Genomic DNA, 21,822 nt, shown 5'->3' on the forward strand with positions numbered 1-21,822 from the left:
AGACATATCTCTGCTCTTTTGTATTTTCTTCCTATCTTAACGGACATTAGTTGCAATTCCTTCTGAAATGCTTGAAACTGAACTTATAGTATATAAAGGGGGATTTTGCAATGGACCAGGAACGTAACTCGAACGAATCAAACGAGAATAATAAAGTGACACCGATTCACCAAGATCGTCAACCCGAAACAAACGAACAAGGAATCGCACCACAACAGCAACAACACTTGGAAGCTTTCCAAGCTTTCCTCGTGGAAAAAGGGATTCCAATGGAAGCGCGTGAAAATGAGACACACGTCTTCTTCATGACACAAGAAAAAACACCTGCTGGAGCAGAACCGATGATGATGATCGTCTTCAGTAAAACGACGACAGATGTCGAGTTGTTCGCTCGTACGGTGACACACGTACCAGACGGTGTCGAGGATCTCCCGATCCTTAACGCCATCAACGACTTCAACCAAGAGTTCAAATACTTCCGCGTCGTTCTCGATAGCGACCGTGATGTCACGATCGCATCAACGATCGATCTCGATCATGGCTTCAACCCAGCTGCGATCTTCGGACATTCTGTCATGATGTTCCAAGCATCAGACGAAGTCTACACGTATTTGACAAAACTGTACGAACAGTTCTAATTTCTCATTTAAAACGGCTTTGGAGCCCTGCTCCGAAGCCGTTTTTTTCTTTAAAGTTCAATTGACAATGAGAATTATTCTCGCTATAGTTAGATTTGTGAAAACGACTACATGACGGAAAACGTCTTATTAATTCTTCTGGGGGAATCACGATTATGAAAAAACGTTTAAAAGTAGCTTCTATCTTCATGGTAGCTGGTATCTTGGCTGCCTGCGGTTCGAATGAAACGGATACGACTGCACCGAAAAAAGAGAAAACGGAACAGTCGACCGAAACAAAATCAGCAGATGCGGGGATTGCTGCAACGACACTGACAGATGAATTGACGATCTTCAGCTCAATCAAAACAGAACTCGACAAAGCAAAAGAAGGACAAGCAATCGATTGGAAGATGGTCACGACAAGTTATGAATCGAAACTAAAAGGTGGTGTCGAAACGACAGCACCAGAAATCGAACAAGTCATCCAGTCTGCTTTAGCAGGTGTGGAAGCGAAGGATCTCGATGAGAACATCGCTCGTCAACTCGTTGATAAAGGTCTACAATCGTATTTCTATAAATTACAAAAAGCAACACAAGCAAAAGCCGAAGAAGCACTCGTCGCCGGTAAACCAGAAGCTGCAACAGAAGCACTTAAGGATATCGAAGCAATGGCGAAGACTGTCTTCATCCCGACTGCAGAAAAACGCGACGCGAGTTACGGCTTCAAAAACGAAGACGCCATCGCTCAAGCGATCACATCAGGTCTTGCAGCGCAGCAAGAAGCCATCGACGCAAAAGAACTCGGTGACTTCAACGTTGCAAAACAAGTGACAGATAAATCAATTTATCGTTCCTTCTATTTAGCTGCACTCGGTTATGCACAAAAAATCGAGGATGGAGCAAAAGCAGGTACGGACGAAAAAGAATTACAAATGGAGCAAGCAGAAGGATATGGTTTCCTCCTTGCGATCGAAGAATCATTAGCAGGCGGAGACGAAGAAGCTGTCAAAACGCTGAAAGAGCGCTATGATTTCTCAAAAACAAAGCCAGCTGACGTCTCTTACAAAGAAATCGAAGGATTGTTCGCAAAAGCGTTGACGGAAAAAGTCGACGGTTATCATGAAGAAGCACAAGAAGCGATCGAGAAGAAAGACGTCGATACAGCACGTGTAGAAGCAATGGAAGCGAACATGTTCGTCGTGGCGATGAAACCGACGCTTGAGAACCGTCTCGGTAAAGACAAAGCAGCACAAGTCGCAAAAGACGCAAACGAATGGTTCGCACTCGTCGAAAAAGGTGACGTCAAGGCTGAAACGACAGGCGAACGGATCACAGACGCACTCGAACCACTTAACTAAGAAGGAAATGGAAACGGAGGGATAAGATGAATATCGGAATCACAGGAGGTGCCGGCTTCATTGGCGCCGCCCTCGCCCTCCGGCTCCAGCAGCATCATACCGTCCATGTCCTTGATGCCTTTACGGACTACTATGATGTCCAATTGAAAGAAGAACGGGCAGCTGCATTAAGACGTGCCGGCGTTACCGTGACGACGGGTGACGTTCATCACGATCTCGACGCCTGGATGGAGACATCGTTCGACGCTGTCTTCCATCTCGCAGCTCTTCCAGGTGTTCCGCGTTCGCTCGAAGAACCGCATCACTATATTCGTGAGGACATCGATATGACGGTGACCTTGTTAGAAGCCGCAAAAAGACATGGCATGCCGCATGTCTTTTTCGCGTCTTCTTCTTCCGTTTATGGGGAACAGACCGGGCCGCTGAAAGAGGAACAGGCAACGGGACACGTCGCCAGTCCTTACGCGGCAGCCAAGTATAGTGCCGAAAGCTTTTGCCATGCTTATGCTCATTTATATGATGTAAACGTGACATTATTTCGCTTCTTTACGGTCTATGGTCCATCGGGGCGTCCCGATATGGCGCTGTTTCGATTCATCGAACAGGCATTGCGCGGAGAGGCACTCACCGTCTTCGGTGATCCGATCCGTGACTTCACGTATATCGATGACATCACCCGCGGAATGGAACAGGCGTTGCTAGCTCGTGCAGTCGGGACGTATAACCTCGGCGCGAATCAGCCGGTCTCCGTCCGCACGCTAGCTGAACGGATTGGTCAACGGTTCGATGTTCCCGTGCATACTCAGGCTGCACGGCGCGGGGACGTGACGATGACATGGAGTGATACGACGGCGGCACAGGAAGCCTTCGGTTACCAACCGTCAATCGAGATTGATGTTGGACTGGAGCAGGTGATCGCGTGGCATCAAAACCGCTAATCCGAACGTTTCTGTACCTGACGCTTACCGGGCTTGTCATCTTTTTACTGCTCCGTTTTTTCTTGGAGTTACCGGTCTCTTATCGGTATATCGAAGCTTTATTCAAGAGTCCCTGGACGATCCTTGCGACCTTGACGTATGCGATCGCCTTTTATTTACGCGCGGTCGCCTGGCGCCGCGCCGATGCCAAACGTGCACCGACTGCCGTGTACCTGTCGAGCCTGTATCTCGGACTGACGATCAATCACCTCTCACCGGTCAAGCTCGGAGAGATGATCCGACTCGTGACAGCAAGAGCCGTCGGAAGTCCATGGAAACAGACGAGCGCGATCTTCGTCTTACAACGAAGCATTGACTTGATCGTTCTGTGCACCTTCATTCTGATTGGTTGGTTGTTTCACACAATCGTCTTGCTCGTCGCGCTCCTTGCGACCGCGTTATTACTCGTGTTACGCCGACATGTCCCGCATCTCCCAGCGCTCGTCCTGTTCGGAACGCTCGCTTGGGCCGTCGAGGCACTCGCCGTCTTCCTCCTCTTGCACGGAGCAGGTATCGATGTGTCCTTCCCGACGACATTGATCGCGATGAGTGCAGGTGTCCTGTCCGGTGTGATTCAGTTCACGCCGGGTGGACTCGGAACGTACGAACTCGCGATGGGCACGGTGTTACGGCAAGCCGGTGTTGCTCATGCGTACGACGTTGCCTTGATGACGCACTTCTTTAAATATGCCTTTGCTTTTCTCATCCCGCTGTACGTTCTCATTCGGCATCCGGCTACACTTCGGTTGTTGGTTCGTCAGCTCAAATACACTGATTGGAAAGGAGGAAGACGATGAAAAGTGCTTCTCGCTTTGAAAAAGTCGCAGCACGCGCCTGGAACTTACTCAATGAAGGAAAACCCTTCACACCCATTTTTACGATCGGCGTCTTCTTGACGTACGCCTTATGGACGCAGATGCCTCTCGCAGAAGCTGGTCTTGGTTTCATCGTGACGCTTCCTTTATTTATCTTGCTTTGGCGTTATGATTTTCCGTTATTTTTACGAAATTACCTTTGGATTCCGGTCATCGTTTGGCTGTTCCTTCGGAGTACGAATGTAGATTATTTACCTTTGTTCGCCTATGGCGCGGGTCTCTATTTCTTCTTCACGATCTTTTTCTGGGGGACGATCTATTATCATCTCCGGATCGGAACGCGCTGGACGAACTTCACGCGTTTTTGGAAACTCGTTCTGAAGAATAGTGATTCGACAAGTGGTAACGCGCAGGAGCAACTGCCTAAAGTTGCTCTGTTGCTCATGTACTGGTGGACGGCAAGTGACGCGTCGACACTCGACATGACATTCGTCTGGTTCCCAATTGGTCTATTCATCTTTGCATGGATTCTGCATCACTACCTGTTCGACTGGAAACCGAAGTTACCAGAAGCATTAACGACGGACGCGACACTTCCGACTTCAGAAAAAGTCTATGTCCTGATTGTCGACGGGATGCGCAAAGATCGCTACATGGCAGCAAACACACCGTTCCTCGAACGATTGCGTCAGGAAGGAACGGAATATACGAATATGGAAACGGTCTACCCCGCCCGGACCGTCGTCTGCTTCAGTTCGATGTTCACCGGTGCTCGCCCAGAAGATCACGGCATTCATTCGAACATGGTCTGGAACACGACCGGCGTTAAAACGGATACCGTCTTCGACCGTCTCCGTGCCGTCGATAAATCCGGTAAGATTCTTGGTATCGCTCACCTCGTCGATGCGTTCGGTTCAACCGATGTACGGACCGTCACGGCAGTCATGCATAACGATGTCGCGGATCGAAATATCGTAGAGCGTGCGAAACAAATCGTCCATGAAGAGGATCCGGATCTACTCGCAATCCAGCTGATCGGAACGGATCAAACGGGACACAGTCGAGGCACCCTCTATTCCGAGTATGTCGAAAAAATCGAGGAAGCGGATGCACTCCTTGCCGAGTTTTGTGAGGAACTTGATCGTCTTGGTAAACTCGAGGATGCGACACTCATCGTCATGGCGGATCACGGTCAAGCGGACGGAATCGGTGGACACGGTCACTTGGATGAAGGCGAACGGTTCGTTCCGTTCTGGATGTATGGCAAGAACGTTCATGCCGGTCTGAAAGTGGATACGCACCGCCATATCTTGTCACTCGGACCGACGATCACCAAAGTCCTAGGGGCAGACATCCCGCACGATAGCCGTGGTGTGCTGCTGACAGAAGCTTTCAAGGAGGCGACGTCTAAATGAAGATCATCGTCTTTTTACCAGCACACAATGAAGAAGTGTCACTTCCGCTCGTCTTAAAACGAATCCCGGATATGATTGACGGCATTCCGGTCGAGACCCTCGTCATCGACGATGGCTCAGTGGATGCGACGAGTTCGATTGCGCGTCAACACGGCGCACATGTCTATCGGTTCGAGCAGAATCAAGGACTCGGCGCCGCAGTCCGGGAAGGACTCCGCCAGTCCTATGAACTCGGTGCTGATGTGGCCGTCATGATTGATGCCGATAACGAATACCCTGCCGATCAAATTCCGGATATCGTCCGACCGATCCTCGATGACCAAGCAGATTATGTCTTTGGCTCACGCTTCCTCGGTACCGTCGACGGGATGCGACTTTATCGTTATATCGGTAATCATGTCTTCACGTGGTTGCAATGCCTTTTATTGAAACGTAAAATCTATGATGGTCAAAGCGGGATGCGTGCTTTTTCGCGCGCAGCGTGTCACCATGCTGAGATCATTCACGATTATAACTATGCGCAAGTCTTAACCCTCAATCTCGTCCGGAAAGGTTTCCGCCTTCACGAAGTCCCGATTCGTTACCGGGTCCGGGAAGCAGGAAAGTCCTTTATCCGTCTGAATTATGTCCAACGTGTCCTCCCAGCGATTTACCGGGAGTGGCGACGACCGATTACAAAGCTTAGCGTTGAAGAACGCATGGAACGAAAGGAGCACCTCGGATGAAACGCCTTCTTTTGCTACCGCTCCTCCTGCTCTCACTGTTCGTGAGCACTTCCACGGTTTCCGCTTATAGTTACGGAGACCCAGGAAAGGAAGCTTTTGCGGAAGCGTATAAACAATTTGAAGAACAACTCGATGCCAAGGATTACGCGCTTGCGAAAGAGACGCTTGCCGCCTATGATAAAGAATTCAAACTGTATTTCCCTGAAGCGAAAGCGAAGATCGACACGGCTCTCGAACAAGAAGATGCCGAGGCTGCAAAGCAAGCGTATCGTGTCGCTCTCCGTCAAAATATCGAACGTCGCCTGCACTTTGCTGAAGAGCAGTTCGAGGACTTCGGTCAAGCGAAACTCTTACTCGCGAAAGCCCGCGGCACGTATGATGTGCTCGCACCTTACGTTAAGGAAAGCAAGGATGCACAAACATCCGATGACGTGTATACTGCATTTGATGAATCATTAAAGGCACTCGGAAATCCTGGCCTGTTTGGGGTCGGGAAAAAAGCGAGTGATGAAGAATCCTTCAAGAAAAACATTACGATGATCGAAGATACGTTGACGCCTCTTTTCGTCCTGCCGGGTGAAGAAAAAACAGGCGTCTTCACGGAAGAAGACTCCTTCCTCGGTCAAACGTTCGGAACGGACGCGATTTGGAAATTGATTGCGCTCGGACTCGTCATCGTACTCATCGTCATCGTCGTCATTGGTCAATGGAAGAAGAAACGCCGCTCATAAGGAGGAAGACAGATGGATTTTCAAGCGTTTTTGATTACACTTCGGGAGTGTCTCGAGGCTGTTCTCATCGTTGGGTTGATCTTAGGTTATCTCGATCGATTGAACGCTCCACAATATAAAAAGTGGGTCTACGCAGGTGTCGGGTTAGCACTTCTCGCTAGCCTTGGTGTCGCATTCCTGTTCCAAGTCGTCTTTACGAGTTTTGCGAGCTTCGGAAGCGATACGTATCTCCGTCTCGGCATCATGATGGTCTCCGTCCTGCTCTTGACACACATGGTCCTCTGGATGGGGAAGGAAGCGAAAGAGAATCAAAAAGCCTCCCAAGCGAAGGTCGCCGCTGCCGTCTCGACGGGTAGTGCGATCACGATGATCATCCACTCCTTCCTCGTCATCGTTCGAGAAGGAATTGAGACAGTCTTCTTCTTCGCTGCCATCTCAGGTGGGGAAATCGAAAAAGTCCTAACGAGTTACGGTGCGGTTTCTGGTCTGTTACTCGCCTTGATCTTCGGATACTTATTCGTTTCCGGCTCAATGAAGATTCCCGTCAAACGCTTCTTCCAAGTAACGGGCGTATTAATTCTCTTCATCGCAGCCGGCATGCTCGTCCAAACGATTGGACGCTTCCAAGATCTTGGTTTGCTCGGTAGTCTCCTGATGAATGCTGACGGCACACCAGCTGCTGTATATAACATCGTCGGCTTCATGCCGGAGCACTACATCGATCAGGTACAATACTTGCGTGATACAGGAAACTCGACATTGATCAGTGGACAGATCGGAACGTTCATGGGTGCAATGTTCGGATACAGTCATAACCCATCGCTCGAACAAGTCATCGCTTGGTGGGGTTATTTCGCCTTTGCTGGTTGGATGTTGCTCCGTCAAAACAAACCATCGAAGTCATCGAAGTCCTTACAGGAGGTTTCTTGACCGTCCGAAGCGATCGTTCACGTCCGCGTGGACGATCGCTTTTTTGGATCACGTTGCTATTCATCGGTGGCTGGATCAGTTTGCGGATTGCCTACGTCAGTCCATTCATCGCGAGCTACGATATCGCGAACTTCACGCTCGCTGTGACTGATTATGATTTGGCTGATTTACGCCCGCATTTTCCGGGTTATCCTTTTTTCATCTTATTTGCCAATCTGTTTCTGCCACTGATGATACCTGTCAAAGCACTTGGACTCGTCTCCACATTAGGACTAGCCAGTGCCCTCTTGCCACTCTACTTGCTGTTCAGCCGTCATGCATATGATACGACGCGGCTGATCGCTGCCTTTACCGTTCTCTCCACTGCCTCACTCGTGACGTTCGCTGCAACCGGGATGTCAGATGGACTCGCCCTCGGACTACTCGTTTGGTACGGCTGGAGCATCGAACGCGCCCGACATCAGATTCGTCGCTGGCTTCCGTATCTTCTGTTCGGTTTACTGATGGCGACTCGACTGTCCTATGCGCCGTTTGGTTTCATGTTGCTTGTCTTGCTGTGGCAAGTACGAAAGGATTACTGGCAACTCTTATCCGAATGTGCGCTCCTTGTTCTGGCGCAACTGGCTTGGTTGCTCCCGGTCGCCTTTTCCGTCGGTGGACCCTATTCGTTTCTTCAATTGTCACTCCGTTTCGTCAGCGGTCATTTTTCCGATTGGGGTGGTTCTGCTCAGACCGATGATGCATCCATCCTCCAACGATTCGTTCAAACACTTCAGCAACTCTTCTGGCATGGGATCGGTTATGGCACGTGGATCGGGCTAGTATCAGGACTGCTGCTATTCTTACGGAAACGTTGGACGGTCGATGTCGCTTGGGGAGCGACGGCTGGACTCTATTTCGTCTGGGTCTGGCTCGGACAAAACATCGATAAACCCCGTCATGTCTTACCGCTTGTCCTATTGCTACTCATCTGGTTGATCCGTCAGCTTCCGTTGCAGATGTATCTACCATTTTTAGTCGTTCAGTTGACGATCGGTAGCCTCGCATTGAACGATCAAGCCACGCGTCCCCCGGCGACGATTGAACTGGCTCGTTACGTAGCGACTCTTCCAATCGGCGCGACAGTCTTTACCGACGAGGAAGCTCGCCAATTCCAGTCCGAACGACCGGATGCCGCAATCGTTCCGATCGGATCAATCAGTAAATGGAACGCAGAACCAAAATCCGATCAGAGTTACGTGACCGGTCGATTGCTCGAGCGCCTCCACGCTCAAGGCGTGCGACCAAACGTCAAACAAATCGTTCGCTTCACGAGTGATGCCCGCTACGAACCGGAAGACGCGCAAGCGATGCTGTATCAACTAACGCCTTGATGACACAACTGCATGCATACGAAAAACCATGTCGATTCCCGAATGACATCGTGGAAATCGACATGGTTTTTTTCATTGCTGCGTATCGTAACGACGTTCCATATAATCAAAGGTACCGCCGCTAATTTCAATCGTCCGGACTGGTTCGAAGCCGAGACGACGATACAGACGCTGTGCCCCGGCATTCGTTTGATCAGCGTTTAAGGTGAACGCTCGTAGTCCTCGTTTCTCGCCCTCTTCCGCCGCTGCCTGAAGCAGTTCCGTACCAATTCCTTTTCCGCCATGACGCGCGTCAACCGATAAAGTATCCAGGTAATAGACCGGACCTTCCGTCTCGACATCAATCTGGACATCGCGCCCCGTCCAACGTTTCAGTTGTGCTTTGATCGGTTCGTCGAGTTGTTCGGCATCCGTTCCGGCATAAGCGATCACGATGCCCGCTACTTCACCCTCGATGATTTTCACGAGGATGTTCTCATGGCTCAGTCGGTTTCCTGTTTCAGCGACGAAGTACGCGAGTCGATCTAAAACTTCCTCCCGCTTTGTCGTTCCCGTCAGTGTCTCAGCAATCTCATGAATTGCTTGCTCAATCAACGGGGCAATCTGTTGTGCTTCTGAAGCATATGCTTGTCGAATCATCTAGTCGTTCTCCTTTGAATTTTTCTAATCAATAAACCTGAAAAATCGGACTCGACGATGTCGAATCCGATACATGATTTTTTTGGACATTCATTCGTTTCACTGCGTGACTTTTTGTACGACTGGTGCCGGTACGATGACAGGCTCCCGTGTCATGACAGCAACGACACGTCCAGCGATCGCTACAGCTAGTAACGTATATAACGTTAAGCTGAGCGGCAGATAGACGAGTGAGATGACTAACACGATGGCGTCGAGTCCGAACAAGATTGTTCCGATCGATAGACCTGTCAGTTTGCTGAGTCCCATCGATAGCAGGTCGTCCCCACCTGTTGCCGCTCCACTTTTCAAAACAAGTCCGAGACCATATCCGGTCACGATTCCGCTAGCAATCGCTGCGATGAGCGTCGCTGGCCAAGCCTGTTCTGGAAAGTGGAACAAATCAAGTCGGTGCCACATTTCATAAAAGACTGATAACGCACCTGCTGAAAGTAACGCTTCACTGACAAAGCGTTTTCCTTTGAAATACAAAGCACCAATGAAAAATGGAATATCGAGCACGATCATCGAAATTGAAGGATTGATATCAAAAAAGTATCGACCTAGCAACGATAATCCGATGAAGCCGCCTTCTGCTAATCCGAACTGTTCATTCAATGTGTAGTAACCAAACGCCATGATGAGCGTTCCGGTTAAGATGGTTGCGATTCGTTTCATGTTTTATTGTCCTCTCCCGTTTACATCGTGGGAGAGGTTTTATACGTCCCGTTTGGGTATTCATCTATTTTCGCTCTCCCTGATTTTTATAAGCCATTACCGTCTGTTCGTTATGACCGGTACTGCTAAAAATCAGGTAAGCTGAATAGATGATTGGTCCTCTCGGTATCCATCGGTTTCCACCCCTTCATTAAAAATCTACTTTCATTATAACCCGAATTTCAGTAACTAAAACAGTTTTACGCATTCTTCACATAATCCAAACAGTTTTGCTCACTCATTCACAATTTAGACAAGATTATGCTCAACATTGAACAAACTACTTGAAAACGACCTTGTGAAGGATTACACTAAGTATATCAAATGAATGTGATATTTATCACAAACAAAACACAAAGGAGACTTTACCCATGAAAGTAGCAGTCATCGGATGTACACACGCAGGAACAGCAGCAGTCAAAGAACTCGCTTCACAACAAGACGTCGAGATCACCGTTTATGAGCGGAATGACAATGTATCGTTTCTCTCTTGTGGAATCGCGCTTCACGTCGGTGGTGTCGTCAAACATGCGGAATCACTTTTCTACTCATCACCAAGTGAACTCGCTGAACTCGGCGCTGAGATGCGTCTGAAACATGATGTGCTTGAAATCGATAGTGAACGCCAAACGATCGTTGCGAAAAACCTCATGACTGGTGAAGTCGTTCACGATACGTACGATAAACTCATCATGACGACAGGATCATGGCCAATCATTCCGATGCTTCCTGGCATCGAGTTGAATCAAATCGAGCTTTGTAAAAACTATCACCACGCTCAAACAATCATTGAAAAAGCGACAGATGCACAACGGATCACCGTCGTTGGTGCAGGATATATTGGTGCTGAACTCGTTGAAGCGTTTGAAGCATACGGAAAAGACGTCACGTTCATCGACAGTGCGGATCGCATTCTCAACAAATACCTCGACCGCTCATTCACTGACGTCATCGAACGTGAATTGACAGACCGCGGTATTCGCCTCGAACTCGGACAAACCGTCCAAAGCTTCAAAGGAGAAAACGGTGCTGTGACACACGTCGTGACAGACAAAGGAACGTTCGAAACGGATCTCGTCATTCTCTGTGTCGGTTTCCGCCCAAGTACGGAACTCTTAAAAGGTCAAGTCGACATGCTACCGAACGGTGCCATCATCGTTGACGATTACATGCGGACGAGCAACCCGAACATCTTTGCTGCTGGTGACAGCTGTGCCGTCTATTACAATCCAGCTCGGACACATGCCTATATCCCACTTGCAACAAATGCTGTCCGGATGGGAACATTGATCGGTAAAAACTTACGCGCACCAAAGATTCGTTACCAAGGAACACAAGGCACATCGGGTCTTCGCCTATATGATCTGAACATTGCGTCGACTGGTTTGACAGAAGAAGCGGCACCGTTGTTCGGACTTGAAGTGAGCAGCACGACGGTCACAGATGCGTATCGCCCAGAGTTCATGCCAACAGCAGAAGACGTCCAATTGAAACTCGTCTTCGAGACGGAAACTCATCGTGTCGTCGGTGCACAAATTATCTCGAAAGTGGATTTGACACAAGCGATGAACACACTTTCTGTCGCGATTCAAAATGATATGACACTTGAAGAGCTCGCTTTCGTCGACTTCTTCTTCCAACCGCACTACAACAAACCTTGGAACTTGCTGAACCAAGCAGCTCTACAAGCGATGAACGAGCGCCAATCTGCTCGTGTTTAAACGAATCACAGATAAATAAAACAAGCAACGGATCATCCGTTGCTTGTTTTCGTTTATTCTCATTCATTTTTCGTATACTTCTTGCCAGTCATGATACGGCATCGTGCCATTCACTGTTTCCATGTCAAAGCGTAACGGTGCGATCAATTCGAGCGAATTGCCATCTGGATCCTCGAAGTAGATTGCTGCGTGCGCATGTGGATGGTTATCAAGAACAAGCGGTTGATCAGCTGCCGTTACACCAAAGGCGGATCGAACGGTAATGCCTCTCTCCTTTAACCAGTCCTGTGCTTTATCGATATTTTCTTGCTCCATTCGAAACGCTACATGTCGAATCGATGGATGATACGGTAACTCGACTTGACCGGCTTTCCATAGTCCTAACCAACTCTTACCGTGTTCGATCCAAAAGAAAGCGACGCGTTCATTTCGGAACGCACATGCAAGACCCAATTTTTCGTAAAAGACAATCGATCGTTCGAGTTCTTTAACCGGTAAATGGGCTTCATACAGTCCAGCAATCATCTTCTTCACACTCCTCTTTTTCTAGTGTAAACCATCAATTTCCAAATTTACTACCATCAGAAACGTTTAATCCGACCTGTTGAGGGAACATACAACCTATACCAAAACCAACTTTCAGGAGGAATGTTTACATGGCTGCATCGAAAAATCCGTTAACACAATACTTCAATGACGATTTTCCAAAACAATATCAGGACGCACCAGCGGTTCAAGCAAAAATGGAACCTGTTCCCGATTGTGGCGAAGAGAGTTATAAAGGCTCTGGCAAATTAATCGGCAAAAAAGCACTGATTACGGGTGGCGACTCCGGCATCGGCCGAGCAGCAGCCATCGCCTATGCTCGTGAAGGGGCTGATATCGTCCTCAACTACTTACCGGAAGAACAACAGGATGCAGAAGAAGTCAAAGCACTCGTTGAAGCAGCAGGACAAAAAGCATATCTTTTACCTGGTGATTTAAGTGATGAAGCGTTCTGTCAGCAACTCATTAAAGAAGCCCACGAATCACTCGGTGGACTCGACATTTTGGCACTTGTCGCTGGTAAACAACAAGCCGTCGAAGATATTCTCGACCTGTCGACGGAGCAATTACGTAAGACATACGAAATTAATGTCTTCTCCCTTTTCTGGGTCGTCAAAGCAGCCCTGCCATTCTTGAAGGAGGGGGCTTCAATCATCACGACGACATCCGTTCAAGGATATAACCCAAGTGCAAACCTCTTGGATTATGCTTCAACGAAGTTTGCTATCAACGGGTTCACGCGTGGACTCGCTAAGCAAGTCGCACCAAAAGGAATCCGTGTCAATTCCGTCGCACCTGGTCCGATTTGGACACCGCTTCAAATCTCGGGTGGTCAACCGAGCGAGAACATTCCAGAGTTCGGACAGGAAACACCACTGAAACGCAGTGGTCAACCGGTCGAACTGTCAGATGTGTATGTCTTCCTCGCTTCAGACGCTGCGAGTTACGTCACGGCGCAAATCTATGGTGTCACAGGCGGAATCGAATTGGCATAAGGATTGAATCTCGACAGGATAGCTTCGGCTATCCTGTTTTCGTGTGTGTTAACGGGATATCAGTTGCATCACGAGGTACCATTTAGTCTAATGAGAGTAATAACGATGAAGGAGTGAATCAGATGACTGAAAAAGAAAAGATGATTCAAGGGGAACTTTACTTAGCACAAGATCCGGAACTCGTGGCTGACCGCATCCGGGCACAATCGCTCTGCCATGAGTTTAATCAATTGAGTGTCCATGATGGTGCGAAACGGAAGGCACTTCTTCAACAATTATTCCGGACAGAGCAAGCTGACTTTTACATCGAACCGACCTTTAAATGTGACTACGGCTATAACATCACGTTAGGGGCTCGCTTTTATGCCAACTACGACTGTGTCTTGCTCGATATTTGTCCGATTACGATTGGCGATAACTGCATGCTTGCTCCAGGAGTACATATCTATACCGCGACTCACCCACTCGATCCTGTCGAACGCAATAGTGGTTATGAATTCGGAAAACCGGTTGTCATCGGCAATAATGTCTGGATCGGTGGACGTGCGGTCATCAATCCCGGTGTGACAATCGGAGATAATGCTGTCATCGCCTCAGGTAGTGTCGTTGTCAAGGATGTACCAGCAAACAGCGTCGTCGGTGGAAATCCCGCCCGAATCATTAAAACAATCTAATTCTCATCAAATTCTAATCTGTTCCTCAGCTTCCTTTCACGTGGTCTGGTTATTCTATGTATAAGAACAACAGCCACTACTAAAGGAGGACATCATCATGACTGAAAAACGAACAGATAAAGGGAATAAACGCTTCAAAAAAGGAATCGCTACACTTGCCGTAACGGGTACAGTCTTAACAGGAGCCGGCGCGTTCCTACTCTTCACAGGTCCGGGACACTCTCTCGTCAACTCGACGGTCACCACTTCACAGCAGGCAGAGCAAAAAGTCGAAGCTGCTTCGCGCCAAGTCGAACAAAAGCTTCCTGCTTCCATGCGTGACGATCAGGAAATCGAAGGCATATTGCAGAAACTATCGGATCGTTCGATGACGATCGACGTCAACGGTGAATCTCGGACGTTTGACTTTGCATCGTCAGTCGAACGCGAAGCCGTGCAAGAAGGCGATTGGGTTAAAATCGATTTGAATGCGAATCAGCAAATCACAGAACTCGAGCGAGAAGATCAAGATGATCGGAATGACCGAGAGGACGATGGCAATCGCTCAGATGATTCATCAGATGATGCGAATGAACGATACGGCATCCTTCGTACCCTATCACAAAGTGAATTGACACTTGAACAAGATGGACAAGAGACTGTCTACGCGATTGCGGATCGTGCGGAACGCGACGCTGCGAAATCCGGGGATATCGTGAAAATCGAATTGAATGCAGACGGTCAAGTCCGTGAGCTTGATCGCGAAGATGACGACGAGGATCGTAATGCTACACGCGACGAAGACCGTGACGATGCACGGGAACAAGAAGTCCGCGGCACACTCGCTAAAATAACGAATCAAGAGATCATAATCGAACAGAATGGTGCGCAAAAATCGTACTCTCGTGCATCGAACATGGAGCAAGATGATGACGTCCGAGTCGGTGGTTCCGTCAAACTTGAGTTGAACGCGTCAGACGAAGTAACAGAAATCGATGAATGATCATTAAAGGAGGATGTTTATGCCAACCACCATCTTAATCGTTGAGGACGATGCAAAAATCGCACGTCTCCTTGAACTCGAACTCCAATATGCCGGGTACGCGACACGTGTCGCCCCCAACGGAAAAGATGGTCTCGCTGCCGCTGAGCATTCGGTTGATCTCGTCTTACTCGACGTGATGATGCCGGAGCTGAGCGGCTTCGAGGTGTTGCGCAGGCTCCGTGGGAAAGGCATTCACGTCCCCGTCATTATGCTCACAGCACGTGGGGAAGTCTACGATAAGGTCGCAGGACTCGATCTTGGTGCGAATGATTACGTGACGAAACCGTTCGAGATGGAGGAACTCCTTGCCCGGATCCGGGCGTTACTCCGTACTCCGACTTCAACGAATAACGCATCGCGCACGTTACAGTTCGCCGATCTTGTACTCGATCTTGATCGACATGAAGCATTTCGCGATGAATTACGACTCGATTTGACACCACGTGAGTTCGAACTTTTGACGTATTTACTCGAAAACAAGGAACATGTCCTGACACGCGAACAAATCTTAAATCGCGTCTGGGGATACGATTACTTCGGTGAGACGAATATCGTCGACGTCTACATCCGCTATCTTCGCAAAAAAGTCGATGCCCACCCTCCTGCTTTGATCCAGACCGTTCGTGGAGTTGGGTATGTGCTACGGGAGGCGACGCCATGAAGCTTCGAACGAAACTTGCTTTATCCGTCACCGCCTTTACGACACTCTTGTTACTCCTTTCGTTCATCGTCGTCACCCTTGTCGTTCGAAGTCACCTGATTGAATCCCGTTATACTCAGCTTGAACAAGCAGAGGAATTGATGGAGGATGATTCATCGGTCCGGGCATTGCTGACGCTTCATGAAGATTCCGTCGTCTTATCGAACGAAGATGGACGATGGGTCATTTCAAACGATGAAGATGGTGATGACTCTTCTACCGTTAACGGAGACGTACAAGCGAGTGACCTCCCCGGTATTCCGCGTTCGAATGATCCATTCAAGTCTGGCGATTGGTTCGGTATCGTCCATCAGGATCAAGCTTATTTGTTCGAAGATGAGAGCGTCGATGATACGGTCTCGACACTCGTCTTGACCTTCACCATCGTGTTGGTCGTTGGCATCGTCATCGCGTTCATCAGTAGCTTCTGGATTGCGTATCAGACGCTCCGCCCGCTCAGGCAACTGAATGATACGATGCAACGGATTTCGTCTTCCGGTACGCTTGAGACCGTGCAGACCGAACGCGATGATGAGATCGGTCGCCTCGGTCGCGTCTTCAACCAGATGATTGGTCGTGTCGATCAGACGATGGAACAACAACGGCAGTTCGTCGCCGATGTCTCACATGAGATGAAGACACCATTGACGGTCATCGAGGGCTATACCCAATTGTTAAAACGTTGGGGCAAAACGAAGCCGGACGTCCTCGATGAATCGATTGAACACATCTTGCAGGAGACGCACGCGATGCGGACGACATTGATTGAACCCATGCTTGAATTGTCGCGTCTCGGTTATGAGGAAACATCTGTCGAAGCGATCGACTTAGCGGAACTTGGTAGCGAACTCGCCGATCGGATGTATCATGCGACAGGAACGATCATCCCTGTTGATGCCTCTGGGACGATTCGGGCGAATCGCGAAGCGGTGTTACGCATCTTGACGATTTATATCGATAATGCCCTGAAGTATGCCACTTCACCCGAATTGCATCTTCGTCAAGAACGTCTGACTGTTCTTGACCGAGGAACATCTCTAACGGACGAAGAACGTGCCCGGTTATTCGATCGGTTTTACCGACTCGATACAGCACGCGACCGTTCAGGAAGTGGACTCGGATTGTCGATTGCTGCTGCGCTTGCAACGACACATCATTTTCAGGTCGGTAGTGAAGCGCGTCAGCCAGATGGTAGTTGTTTCTATCTAATTCCCGAGCAGTCTAAATGAAACTTTTTCTACATTTGTGTCGTACACTTAAGGAAGAACGTCACATGATGAAAGAAGGAATTTCACGATGGCTAAAAAACGTTGGGGTGGGCTTGCTGTTGCCGGCGCCTTTCTCTTAACAAAAGGAAAGGTCATCCTTGCCTTATTGAAATTTTCGAAGTTTGGAGGCACTCTGATTTCGTTTGGAGTTTCGCTTCTCTTTTACGCTCAAGTATTTGGCGTCTGGTTCGGGGTCGGATTGCTTTATCTCCTATTCATTCATGAGATGGGACATCTACTCGCCGCTAAACGACTCGGTTTTAAAACGGGTCCTGCGATTTTCGTACCCTTCATGGGAGCTGTCATCGGGATCAAAGATACGTTCCGGACACCAAAACAAGAAGCGATTCTTGCGTACGGTGGACCACTCGCGGGTCTCTTGTCCCTGATTCCGCTTGCGATTGGATATGCCGTGACCGGAAATGACTTCTGGCTCGTCATCTTCCACCTCGGGGCTCTATTGAATCTCTTCAACCTACTTCCTGTCAGTCCGCTTGACGGTGGACGGATTCTTGCGGGACTTCCGATCATCGTCTGGGTTGCGGGTCTTGCTGCCTTGATTGCTTACGGCATCACGAACTTCAGCCTGATTCTGCTCTTGATTGCTTTCTTCGGCGGCAGTGCTGTCTGGAAACGGTATAAGTTCGCAAAACAATACGAAGAGAACCGATCGACCTTGATGCTTTACCGTGCTGCACGCGAACGCGTCTTGCGCGCAAAAGCGGAGCAAGAACGTGCAAACGCTGAAGTCGCTCTTGCACCGGAAGTGGAGGAAGAACAAACGGTCGAAAGTACGTACGATCCGATTGCTTGGTCGCTTCGTCTCGATTTACAGGATTTGCGACAAGCGAGTCCGGAAGAGGCACGTCAGGAAGCCGACGATCTGTTACGGTATCAATATGATGCTGCGAACGACTACGATGCATTGTTGCGTCGAATCGATCAGCGGATTGAACCGCTCCGACTCGCTGAAGAGTCAGTCCAGTATCACCAGATGCCGAAAAAACAACAAACGATCACGCTTCTCGCTTACTTGGCGCTCGGCGCCATTTTATTCATTGCTTTTGAGTACTCGAAAGGGTACTTGCCTACACCATCTTAAATTTAGTTCTATCGGATGCGCTTCATGGCGCATCCTTTTTTCATGGAACAAACACATTGAATAGAGTGATTTCTTGCATCTCGTCAAAGAAGCGACTACTCTGAGTAAAACCCTACTTACCACTTGTCTAAAAAAGGAGGCTCTCCTTCCATGAATAAAAACACTGCCCGCCTGGGTGAGGCACCTGTCAATCAGCTCTTACTTAGTCTCTCCTTACCGGCAATGGTCGGGATGCTCGTCACGGCACTCTACAATATCGTCGATACGATTTTTGTCGCCCAAGGCATCGGTACAGCTGCCGTCGCCGCCGTCGGAATCGCTTTCCCCGTCCAGCTCGTATTGATGGCAATCGCCAACTCGATCGGGATCGGGGGTGCTGCAATTGCATCACAACGGCTCGGTCAAAAACAAACGGATGGTGCTAGTCGTGCTTATGCAAACGTCTTAATCGCGGTTTTCTTCATCAGTATGCTCGCTATCATCAGTGCTTTCATCTTCGTCGAACCGTTACTTCGTCTCTTTGGAGCGACAGATGAGATCATGCCGTATAGTATCGATTTCTTACGCGTCCTCTTGATCGGATCTCCTTTCTTCATGTTGACGATGGCGTCAAGTGCGATGCTCCGCGCAGAAGGACGTGCGAACTATCAGATGCGCGTCATGCTGACGACGGTTGCGATCAACATCGTCTTGACCCCCCTGTTCATCTTTGGTCTTGATTGGGGCATTCAAGGTGCTGCACTCGGAACAGTTGTTGCGCAAATCGTCGGTGCTGCACTTGTTTTCCGATTCTTCTTTACGAAACGTCGGCAAACGGGGTTAACACTCGATCGAAATGCTTTCAAACCCGATTTCCGTTTAACGTTTCGGATGATGCAAATCGGATCATCGTCGTTCATCATGCAAGTCTCCCAATCGATTCTGTTCATCACCGTCAACCATATGCTCGTCCGGTACGGGGGTACGACAGAACTAGCGACGTTTGCGGTCATCAATAAGTTCATGGCGCTCGTCGGTATGCCGATCATGGGGATCGTGCAAGGGATGCAACCAATCGTCGGGTATAATTTCGGTTCTCGGCAATTTAGCCGGATGTCGCTTGCCATTAAGCTCGCAATCCGTTATGGCTTATCGTTATCGATTAGCTTGTGGTTACTGATTCAATTGTTCCCTCGTTTTTGGGTCGGCTTGTTCACGGAAGAAACGACACTTCTACAGGAAGGCTCGAGTGCGATGCGTATCTTATTCGCTCTATCGTTCGTCTATGGAATTCAAATGATTATCAACGGGATGTATCAATCGCTCGCTAAAGCAAAAGTCGCTTTATTCTTGTCCTTGTCACGCCAAACGTTATATACGATTCCACTCGTTCTGATCTTGCCCCTGTTCTTCGGTGTCAATGGTGTCTGGTTCGCTTTCCCGATCGCTGATGCGATGGCTGTCTTGACAGCCCTTGTCTTTGCCTATAAAGATCGCGTTCTGTTATTTAAACCGGAGGAATACGTCGCAGAGGAACAAAAAGTCGCCACCGCGAAGTGACTGGAATGGATTTAAGATCGTCTGCCTTGCAGATGGTCTTTTTTGATGGACTTCTATAATACGAACATGTATTCTGTTACTAGTGAATGACAGAAAGGAGCCTGCTGCATGTATACATTAGCGATTGACTTTGAAACGGCAAATCGGAATAGCCGAAGCATTTGTGCGTTTGGTTGGTCCGTTCTCTCCAACGGTCGCGTCACGGAGAGTAAACAGGTCTTAATCAATCCAGAAGAGAACTTCGATGCCGGAAACATCCGGGTTCATGGAATTCGTCCGAGTGATGTCTTCGATGCACCGACGTTACCTGAAGCGATGGAAGCACATGGCTTATACGATTTAATCGCAGGTGCTCAACTGGTCGTTGCCCATAATGCATCATTTGATATGGGGGCGCTTCAGAAAGCGATTCAAAAATACGATATGTACCAGATGCCCGCTTTCACGTACGGCTGCACGGTCAAATTATCCCGCAAACTGTATCCATGGTTGCCGAACCATCGATTGAATACGATGGCAGAATTCCTCAACGTCTCTTTTCAACATCATGACGCGAAAGAAGATGCTTACGTCTGCGCCCTACTCTTAAACGATATGTTGGAACGAACGAATCTACAGGATCCGGTCACCTTGCATACATTCTGTGGCGTTCGGATGGGACAGGTTGCCTATTAAACAAAAAAGCACTCTAGACATGAGATCTAGAGTGCTTTTTGATGGTGTTCAATTATTTGCTTGTTTGTTTGATTGGGAACCAGCCTGGACGACTTGTGATGCCTGCCCATAATGCATCTGGAACGACGAGTTCTGCTTGTGCTTCTGGATCAAGTTCTGTCCGGATTGACGCAAGATCACCCGCTTCGACTTTTTCAACCCACTTCGGTTCCATGATCAGCTCACGACCGAGAGCGATCATTGGAACGACAGCCAAACCTTGTTCGACTTCGTCCGCTGTGTGAAGCGATCCGACACCGATGACAGGTACTTGTTCGCCAACCCGTTCTTGAACGAGTGTGATTGGTGATGTCGTTTCATTTTCGTCACGAATCGAACCTGCGAAGAAGTCCATCACGGAAACGTGCAAGTAATCGAGATCTTTTTTCGCCAGCTCATCGACGAGACGCATCGTGTCATCGAGTGTGATTCCTGGATTTTCGATCTCTTCTGGAGAGAAACGGTATCCGACGATGAACGAAGGATCTTGTTTCGCGACAGCTTCGACTGCATCCACGACCGCTAATGGGAAGGCGAGACGTTTTTCTAAGCTACCGCCCCATTTGTCTTCGCGACGGTTTGAGTGTGATGAGAAGAATTGTTGAATCAAGTACGTGTTCGCACCGTGAATCTCAACACCATCAAATCCAGCTTCCATCGCACGACGTGTCGCTTGACCGAATGCTTCAACGATCGCTTCAACTTCTTCCGCCTCTAGCGCACGAGGTGTCATTGCCCCTTCACGTACGGGTGCGACAGCACTTGCACTGACTGTTTGCCCACCGACGAGTTCTGGTGGTGCCATACGACCAGCGTGGAAGATTTGTAAGATCGCTTTTGCGCCTTTATCTTGAATCGTTTTTGCGAGTCGCTTCAGACTTGGAACGAGATCGTCACGATGCGCACCGAACTCATTCGGGAATCCTTGACCGTCTGCTGTGACGTTCGCACATGCTGTAATGACCGCACTGACGCCGCCTGAACGTTCTGCATAGTACGCGAGTTCCGCATCCGATACTTCGCCGTTCTCTTGTGCTGCATAGTTCGTCATCGGTGCCATCAAGACGCGGTTTTTCAGCGTCACACCGTTTGGTAATGTAAATGGTTCAAACATTGCTTGAGTTGCCATGAGTGAAGTGCCTCCTCTAATTTCTTGAATTGAATATCGACAGTATACGCTCGTCTTCCTCTGAATAGCTA

22 protein-coding genes are annotated in these 21,822 nt (G+C 48.9%); 18 read left to right on the top strand and 4 right to left on the bottom strand.

What is annotated here, in order from left to right; genetic code table 11:
• The first annotated feature begins 110 nt into the window (after positions 1 to 110).
• The 9 genes from ACZGCQ_RS13700 to ACZGCQ_RS13740 all read left to right on the top strand — a co-directional run bounded on the left by ACZGCQ_RS13700 (position 111) and on the right by ACZGCQ_RS13740 (position 8,944).
• Entirely contained in the window at positions 111 to 638 is a 528-nt protein-coding gene (locus tag ACZGCQ_RS13700; RefSeq protein WP_023469644.1) for a type III secretion system chaperone family protein, read from the top strand.
• Between the two features lie 155 nt (positions 639 to 793).
• Positions 794 to 1,978, top strand: coding sequence for a hypothetical protein (locus tag ACZGCQ_RS13705; RefSeq protein ID WP_481266600.1), 1,185 nt, complete (start codon positions 794 to 796; stop codon positions 1,976 to 1,978).
• 26 nt (positions 1,979 to 2,004) lie between these two features.
• Positions 2,005 to 2,916, top strand: a complete 912-nt coding sequence (locus ACZGCQ_RS13710; protein WP_481266601.1) for an NAD-dependent epimerase/dehydratase family protein — start codon at positions 2,005 to 2,007, stop codon at positions 2,914 to 2,916.
• Entirely contained in the window at positions 2,898 to 3,752 is an 855-nt protein-coding gene (locus ACZGCQ_RS13715; protein WP_481266602.1) for a lysylphosphatidylglycerol synthase domain-containing protein, read from the top strand. Before ACZGCQ_RS13710 ends, ACZGCQ_RS13715 begins: the two co-directional genes overlap by 19 nt.
• Positions 3,749 to 5,185, top strand: coding sequence for an alkaline phosphatase family protein (locus tag ACZGCQ_RS13720; RefSeq protein ID WP_481266603.1), 1,437 nt, complete (start codon positions 3,749 to 3,751; stop codon positions 5,183 to 5,185). Before ACZGCQ_RS13715 ends, ACZGCQ_RS13720 begins: the two co-directional genes overlap by 4 nt.
• Entirely contained in the window at positions 5,182 to 5,910 is a 729-nt protein-coding gene (locus tag ACZGCQ_RS13725) for a glycosyltransferase family 2 protein (RefSeq protein WP_481266604.1), read from the top strand. The genes ACZGCQ_RS13720 and ACZGCQ_RS13725 overlap by 4 nt, the downstream gene beginning before the upstream one ends.
• On the top strand, positions 5,907 to 6,641 hold the full coding sequence (locus tag ACZGCQ_RS13730) for a hypothetical protein (RefSeq protein WP_235515952.1): 735 nt from the start codon (positions 5,907 to 5,909) through the stop codon (positions 6,639 to 6,641). Before ACZGCQ_RS13725 ends, ACZGCQ_RS13730 begins: the two co-directional genes overlap by 4 nt.
• 12 nt (positions 6,642 to 6,653) lie before the next feature.
• Positions 6,654 to 7,571, top strand: a complete 918-nt coding sequence (locus tag ACZGCQ_RS13735) for an FTR1 family iron permease (RefSeq protein WP_214729915.1) — start codon at positions 6,654 to 6,656, stop codon at positions 7,569 to 7,571.
• Positions 7,508 to 8,944: a hypothetical protein gene (locus ACZGCQ_RS13740; protein ID WP_481266605.1), complete on the top strand. Its 1,437-nt coding sequence runs from the start codon at positions 7,508 to 7,510 to the stop codon at positions 8,942 to 8,944. The genes ACZGCQ_RS13735 and ACZGCQ_RS13740 overlap by 64 nt, the downstream gene beginning before the upstream one ends.
• 72 nt (positions 8,945 to 9,016) lie before the next feature.
• Here the strand turns inward: ACZGCQ_RS13740 and ACZGCQ_RS13745 are convergent, their stop codons facing one another.
• On the bottom strand, positions 9,017 to 9,583 hold the full coding sequence (locus ACZGCQ_RS13745) for a GNAT family N-acetyltransferase (RefSeq protein WP_350469031.1): 567 nt from the start codon (positions 9,581 to 9,583) through the stop codon (positions 9,017 to 9,019).
• 99 nt (positions 9,584 to 9,682) lie between these two features.
• Positions 9,683 to 10,300: a YitT family protein gene (locus ACZGCQ_RS13750; protein ID WP_064300662.1), complete on the bottom strand. Its 618-nt coding sequence runs from the start codon at positions 10,298 to 10,300 to the stop codon at positions 9,683 to 9,685.
• Positions 10,301 to 10,710: 410 nt separating this feature from the next.
• Between ACZGCQ_RS13750 and ACZGCQ_RS13755 the strand changes: the two genes are divergently transcribed.
• On the top strand, positions 10,711 to 12,060 hold the full coding sequence (locus tag ACZGCQ_RS13755; RefSeq protein ID WP_214729028.1) for an FAD-dependent oxidoreductase: 1,350 nt from the start codon (positions 10,711 to 10,713) through the stop codon (positions 12,058 to 12,060).
• Positions 12,061 to 12,123: 63 nt separating this feature from the next.
• Here ACZGCQ_RS13755 and ACZGCQ_RS13760 read toward each other — a convergent pair whose 3' ends face one another.
• A complete protein-coding gene (locus ACZGCQ_RS13760) occupies positions 12,124 to 12,585 on the bottom strand; it encodes a VOC family protein (RefSeq protein ID WP_069940075.1) in 462 nt (153 codons plus the stop codon).
• Positions 12,586 to 12,716: 131 nt separating this feature from the next.
• On the opposite strand from ACZGCQ_RS13760, the gene ACZGCQ_RS13765 reads away from it, so the two are divergent.
• The 8 genes from ACZGCQ_RS13765 to ACZGCQ_RS13800 all read left to right on the top strand — a co-directional run bounded on the left by ACZGCQ_RS13765 (position 12,717) and on the right by ACZGCQ_RS13800 (position 20,583).
• The gene (locus ACZGCQ_RS13765; protein WP_481266606.1) at positions 12,717 to 13,601 is read left to right on the top strand and encodes an SDR family oxidoreductase; all 885 of its coding nucleotides are present in this window, start codon (positions 12,717 to 12,719) and stop codon (positions 13,599 to 13,601) included.
• Between the two features lie 122 nt (positions 13,602 to 13,723).
• The gene (locus ACZGCQ_RS13770; RefSeq protein ID WP_432238431.1) at positions 13,724 to 14,275 is read left to right on the top strand and encodes a maltose acetyltransferase domain-containing protein; all 552 of its coding nucleotides are present in this window, start codon (positions 13,724 to 13,726) and stop codon (positions 14,273 to 14,275) included.
• A gap of 97 nt (positions 14,276 to 14,372) precedes the next feature.
• Positions 14,373 to 15,257, top strand: coding sequence for a hypothetical protein (locus ACZGCQ_RS13775; protein ID WP_481266607.1), 885 nt, complete (start codon positions 14,373 to 14,375; stop codon positions 15,255 to 15,257).
• Between the two features lie 19 nt (positions 15,258 to 15,276).
• The gene (locus ACZGCQ_RS13780) at positions 15,277 to 15,960 is read left to right on the top strand and encodes a response regulator transcription factor (RefSeq protein WP_481266608.1); all 684 of its coding nucleotides are present in this window, start codon (positions 15,277 to 15,279) and stop codon (positions 15,958 to 15,960) included.
• Complete coding sequence (locus ACZGCQ_RS13785) at positions 15,957 to 17,228, top strand: sensor histidine kinase (RefSeq protein WP_029342875.1); 1,272 nt, start codon at positions 15,957 to 15,959, stop codon at positions 17,226 to 17,228. Before ACZGCQ_RS13780 ends, ACZGCQ_RS13785 begins: the two co-directional genes overlap by 4 nt.
• Before the next feature lie 67 nt (positions 17,229 to 17,295).
• Positions 17,296 to 18,369, top strand: coding sequence for a site-2 protease family protein (locus ACZGCQ_RS13790; RefSeq protein WP_029342876.1), 1,074 nt, complete (start codon positions 17,296 to 17,298; stop codon positions 18,367 to 18,369).
• A 150-nt stretch (positions 18,370 to 18,519) separates the two neighbouring features.
• Positions 18,520 to 19,908 carry an MATE family efflux transporter gene (locus tag ACZGCQ_RS13795; protein ID WP_481266609.1) on the top strand — a complete coding sequence of 463 codons (1,389 nt, stop codon included), beginning with the start codon at positions 18,520 to 18,522 and terminating at the stop codon, positions 19,906 to 19,908.
• Between the two features lie 108 nt (positions 19,909 to 20,016).
• A complete protein-coding gene (locus tag ACZGCQ_RS13800; protein WP_053452136.1) occupies positions 20,017 to 20,583 on the top strand; it encodes a 3'-5' exonuclease in 567 nt (188 codons plus the stop codon).
• Positions 20,584 to 20,635: 52 nt separating this feature from the next.
• Here the strand turns inward: ACZGCQ_RS13800 and ACZGCQ_RS13805 are convergent, their stop codons facing one another.
• Positions 20,636 to 21,751, bottom strand: a complete 1,116-nt coding sequence (locus tag ACZGCQ_RS13805; protein ID WP_481266610.1) for an NADH-dependent flavin oxidoreductase — start codon at positions 21,749 to 21,751, stop codon at positions 20,636 to 20,638.
• Between the last annotated feature and the right edge of the window lie 71 nt (positions 21,752 to 21,822).

This window comes from Exiguobacterium sp. HSB13 (assembly GCF_056764755.1).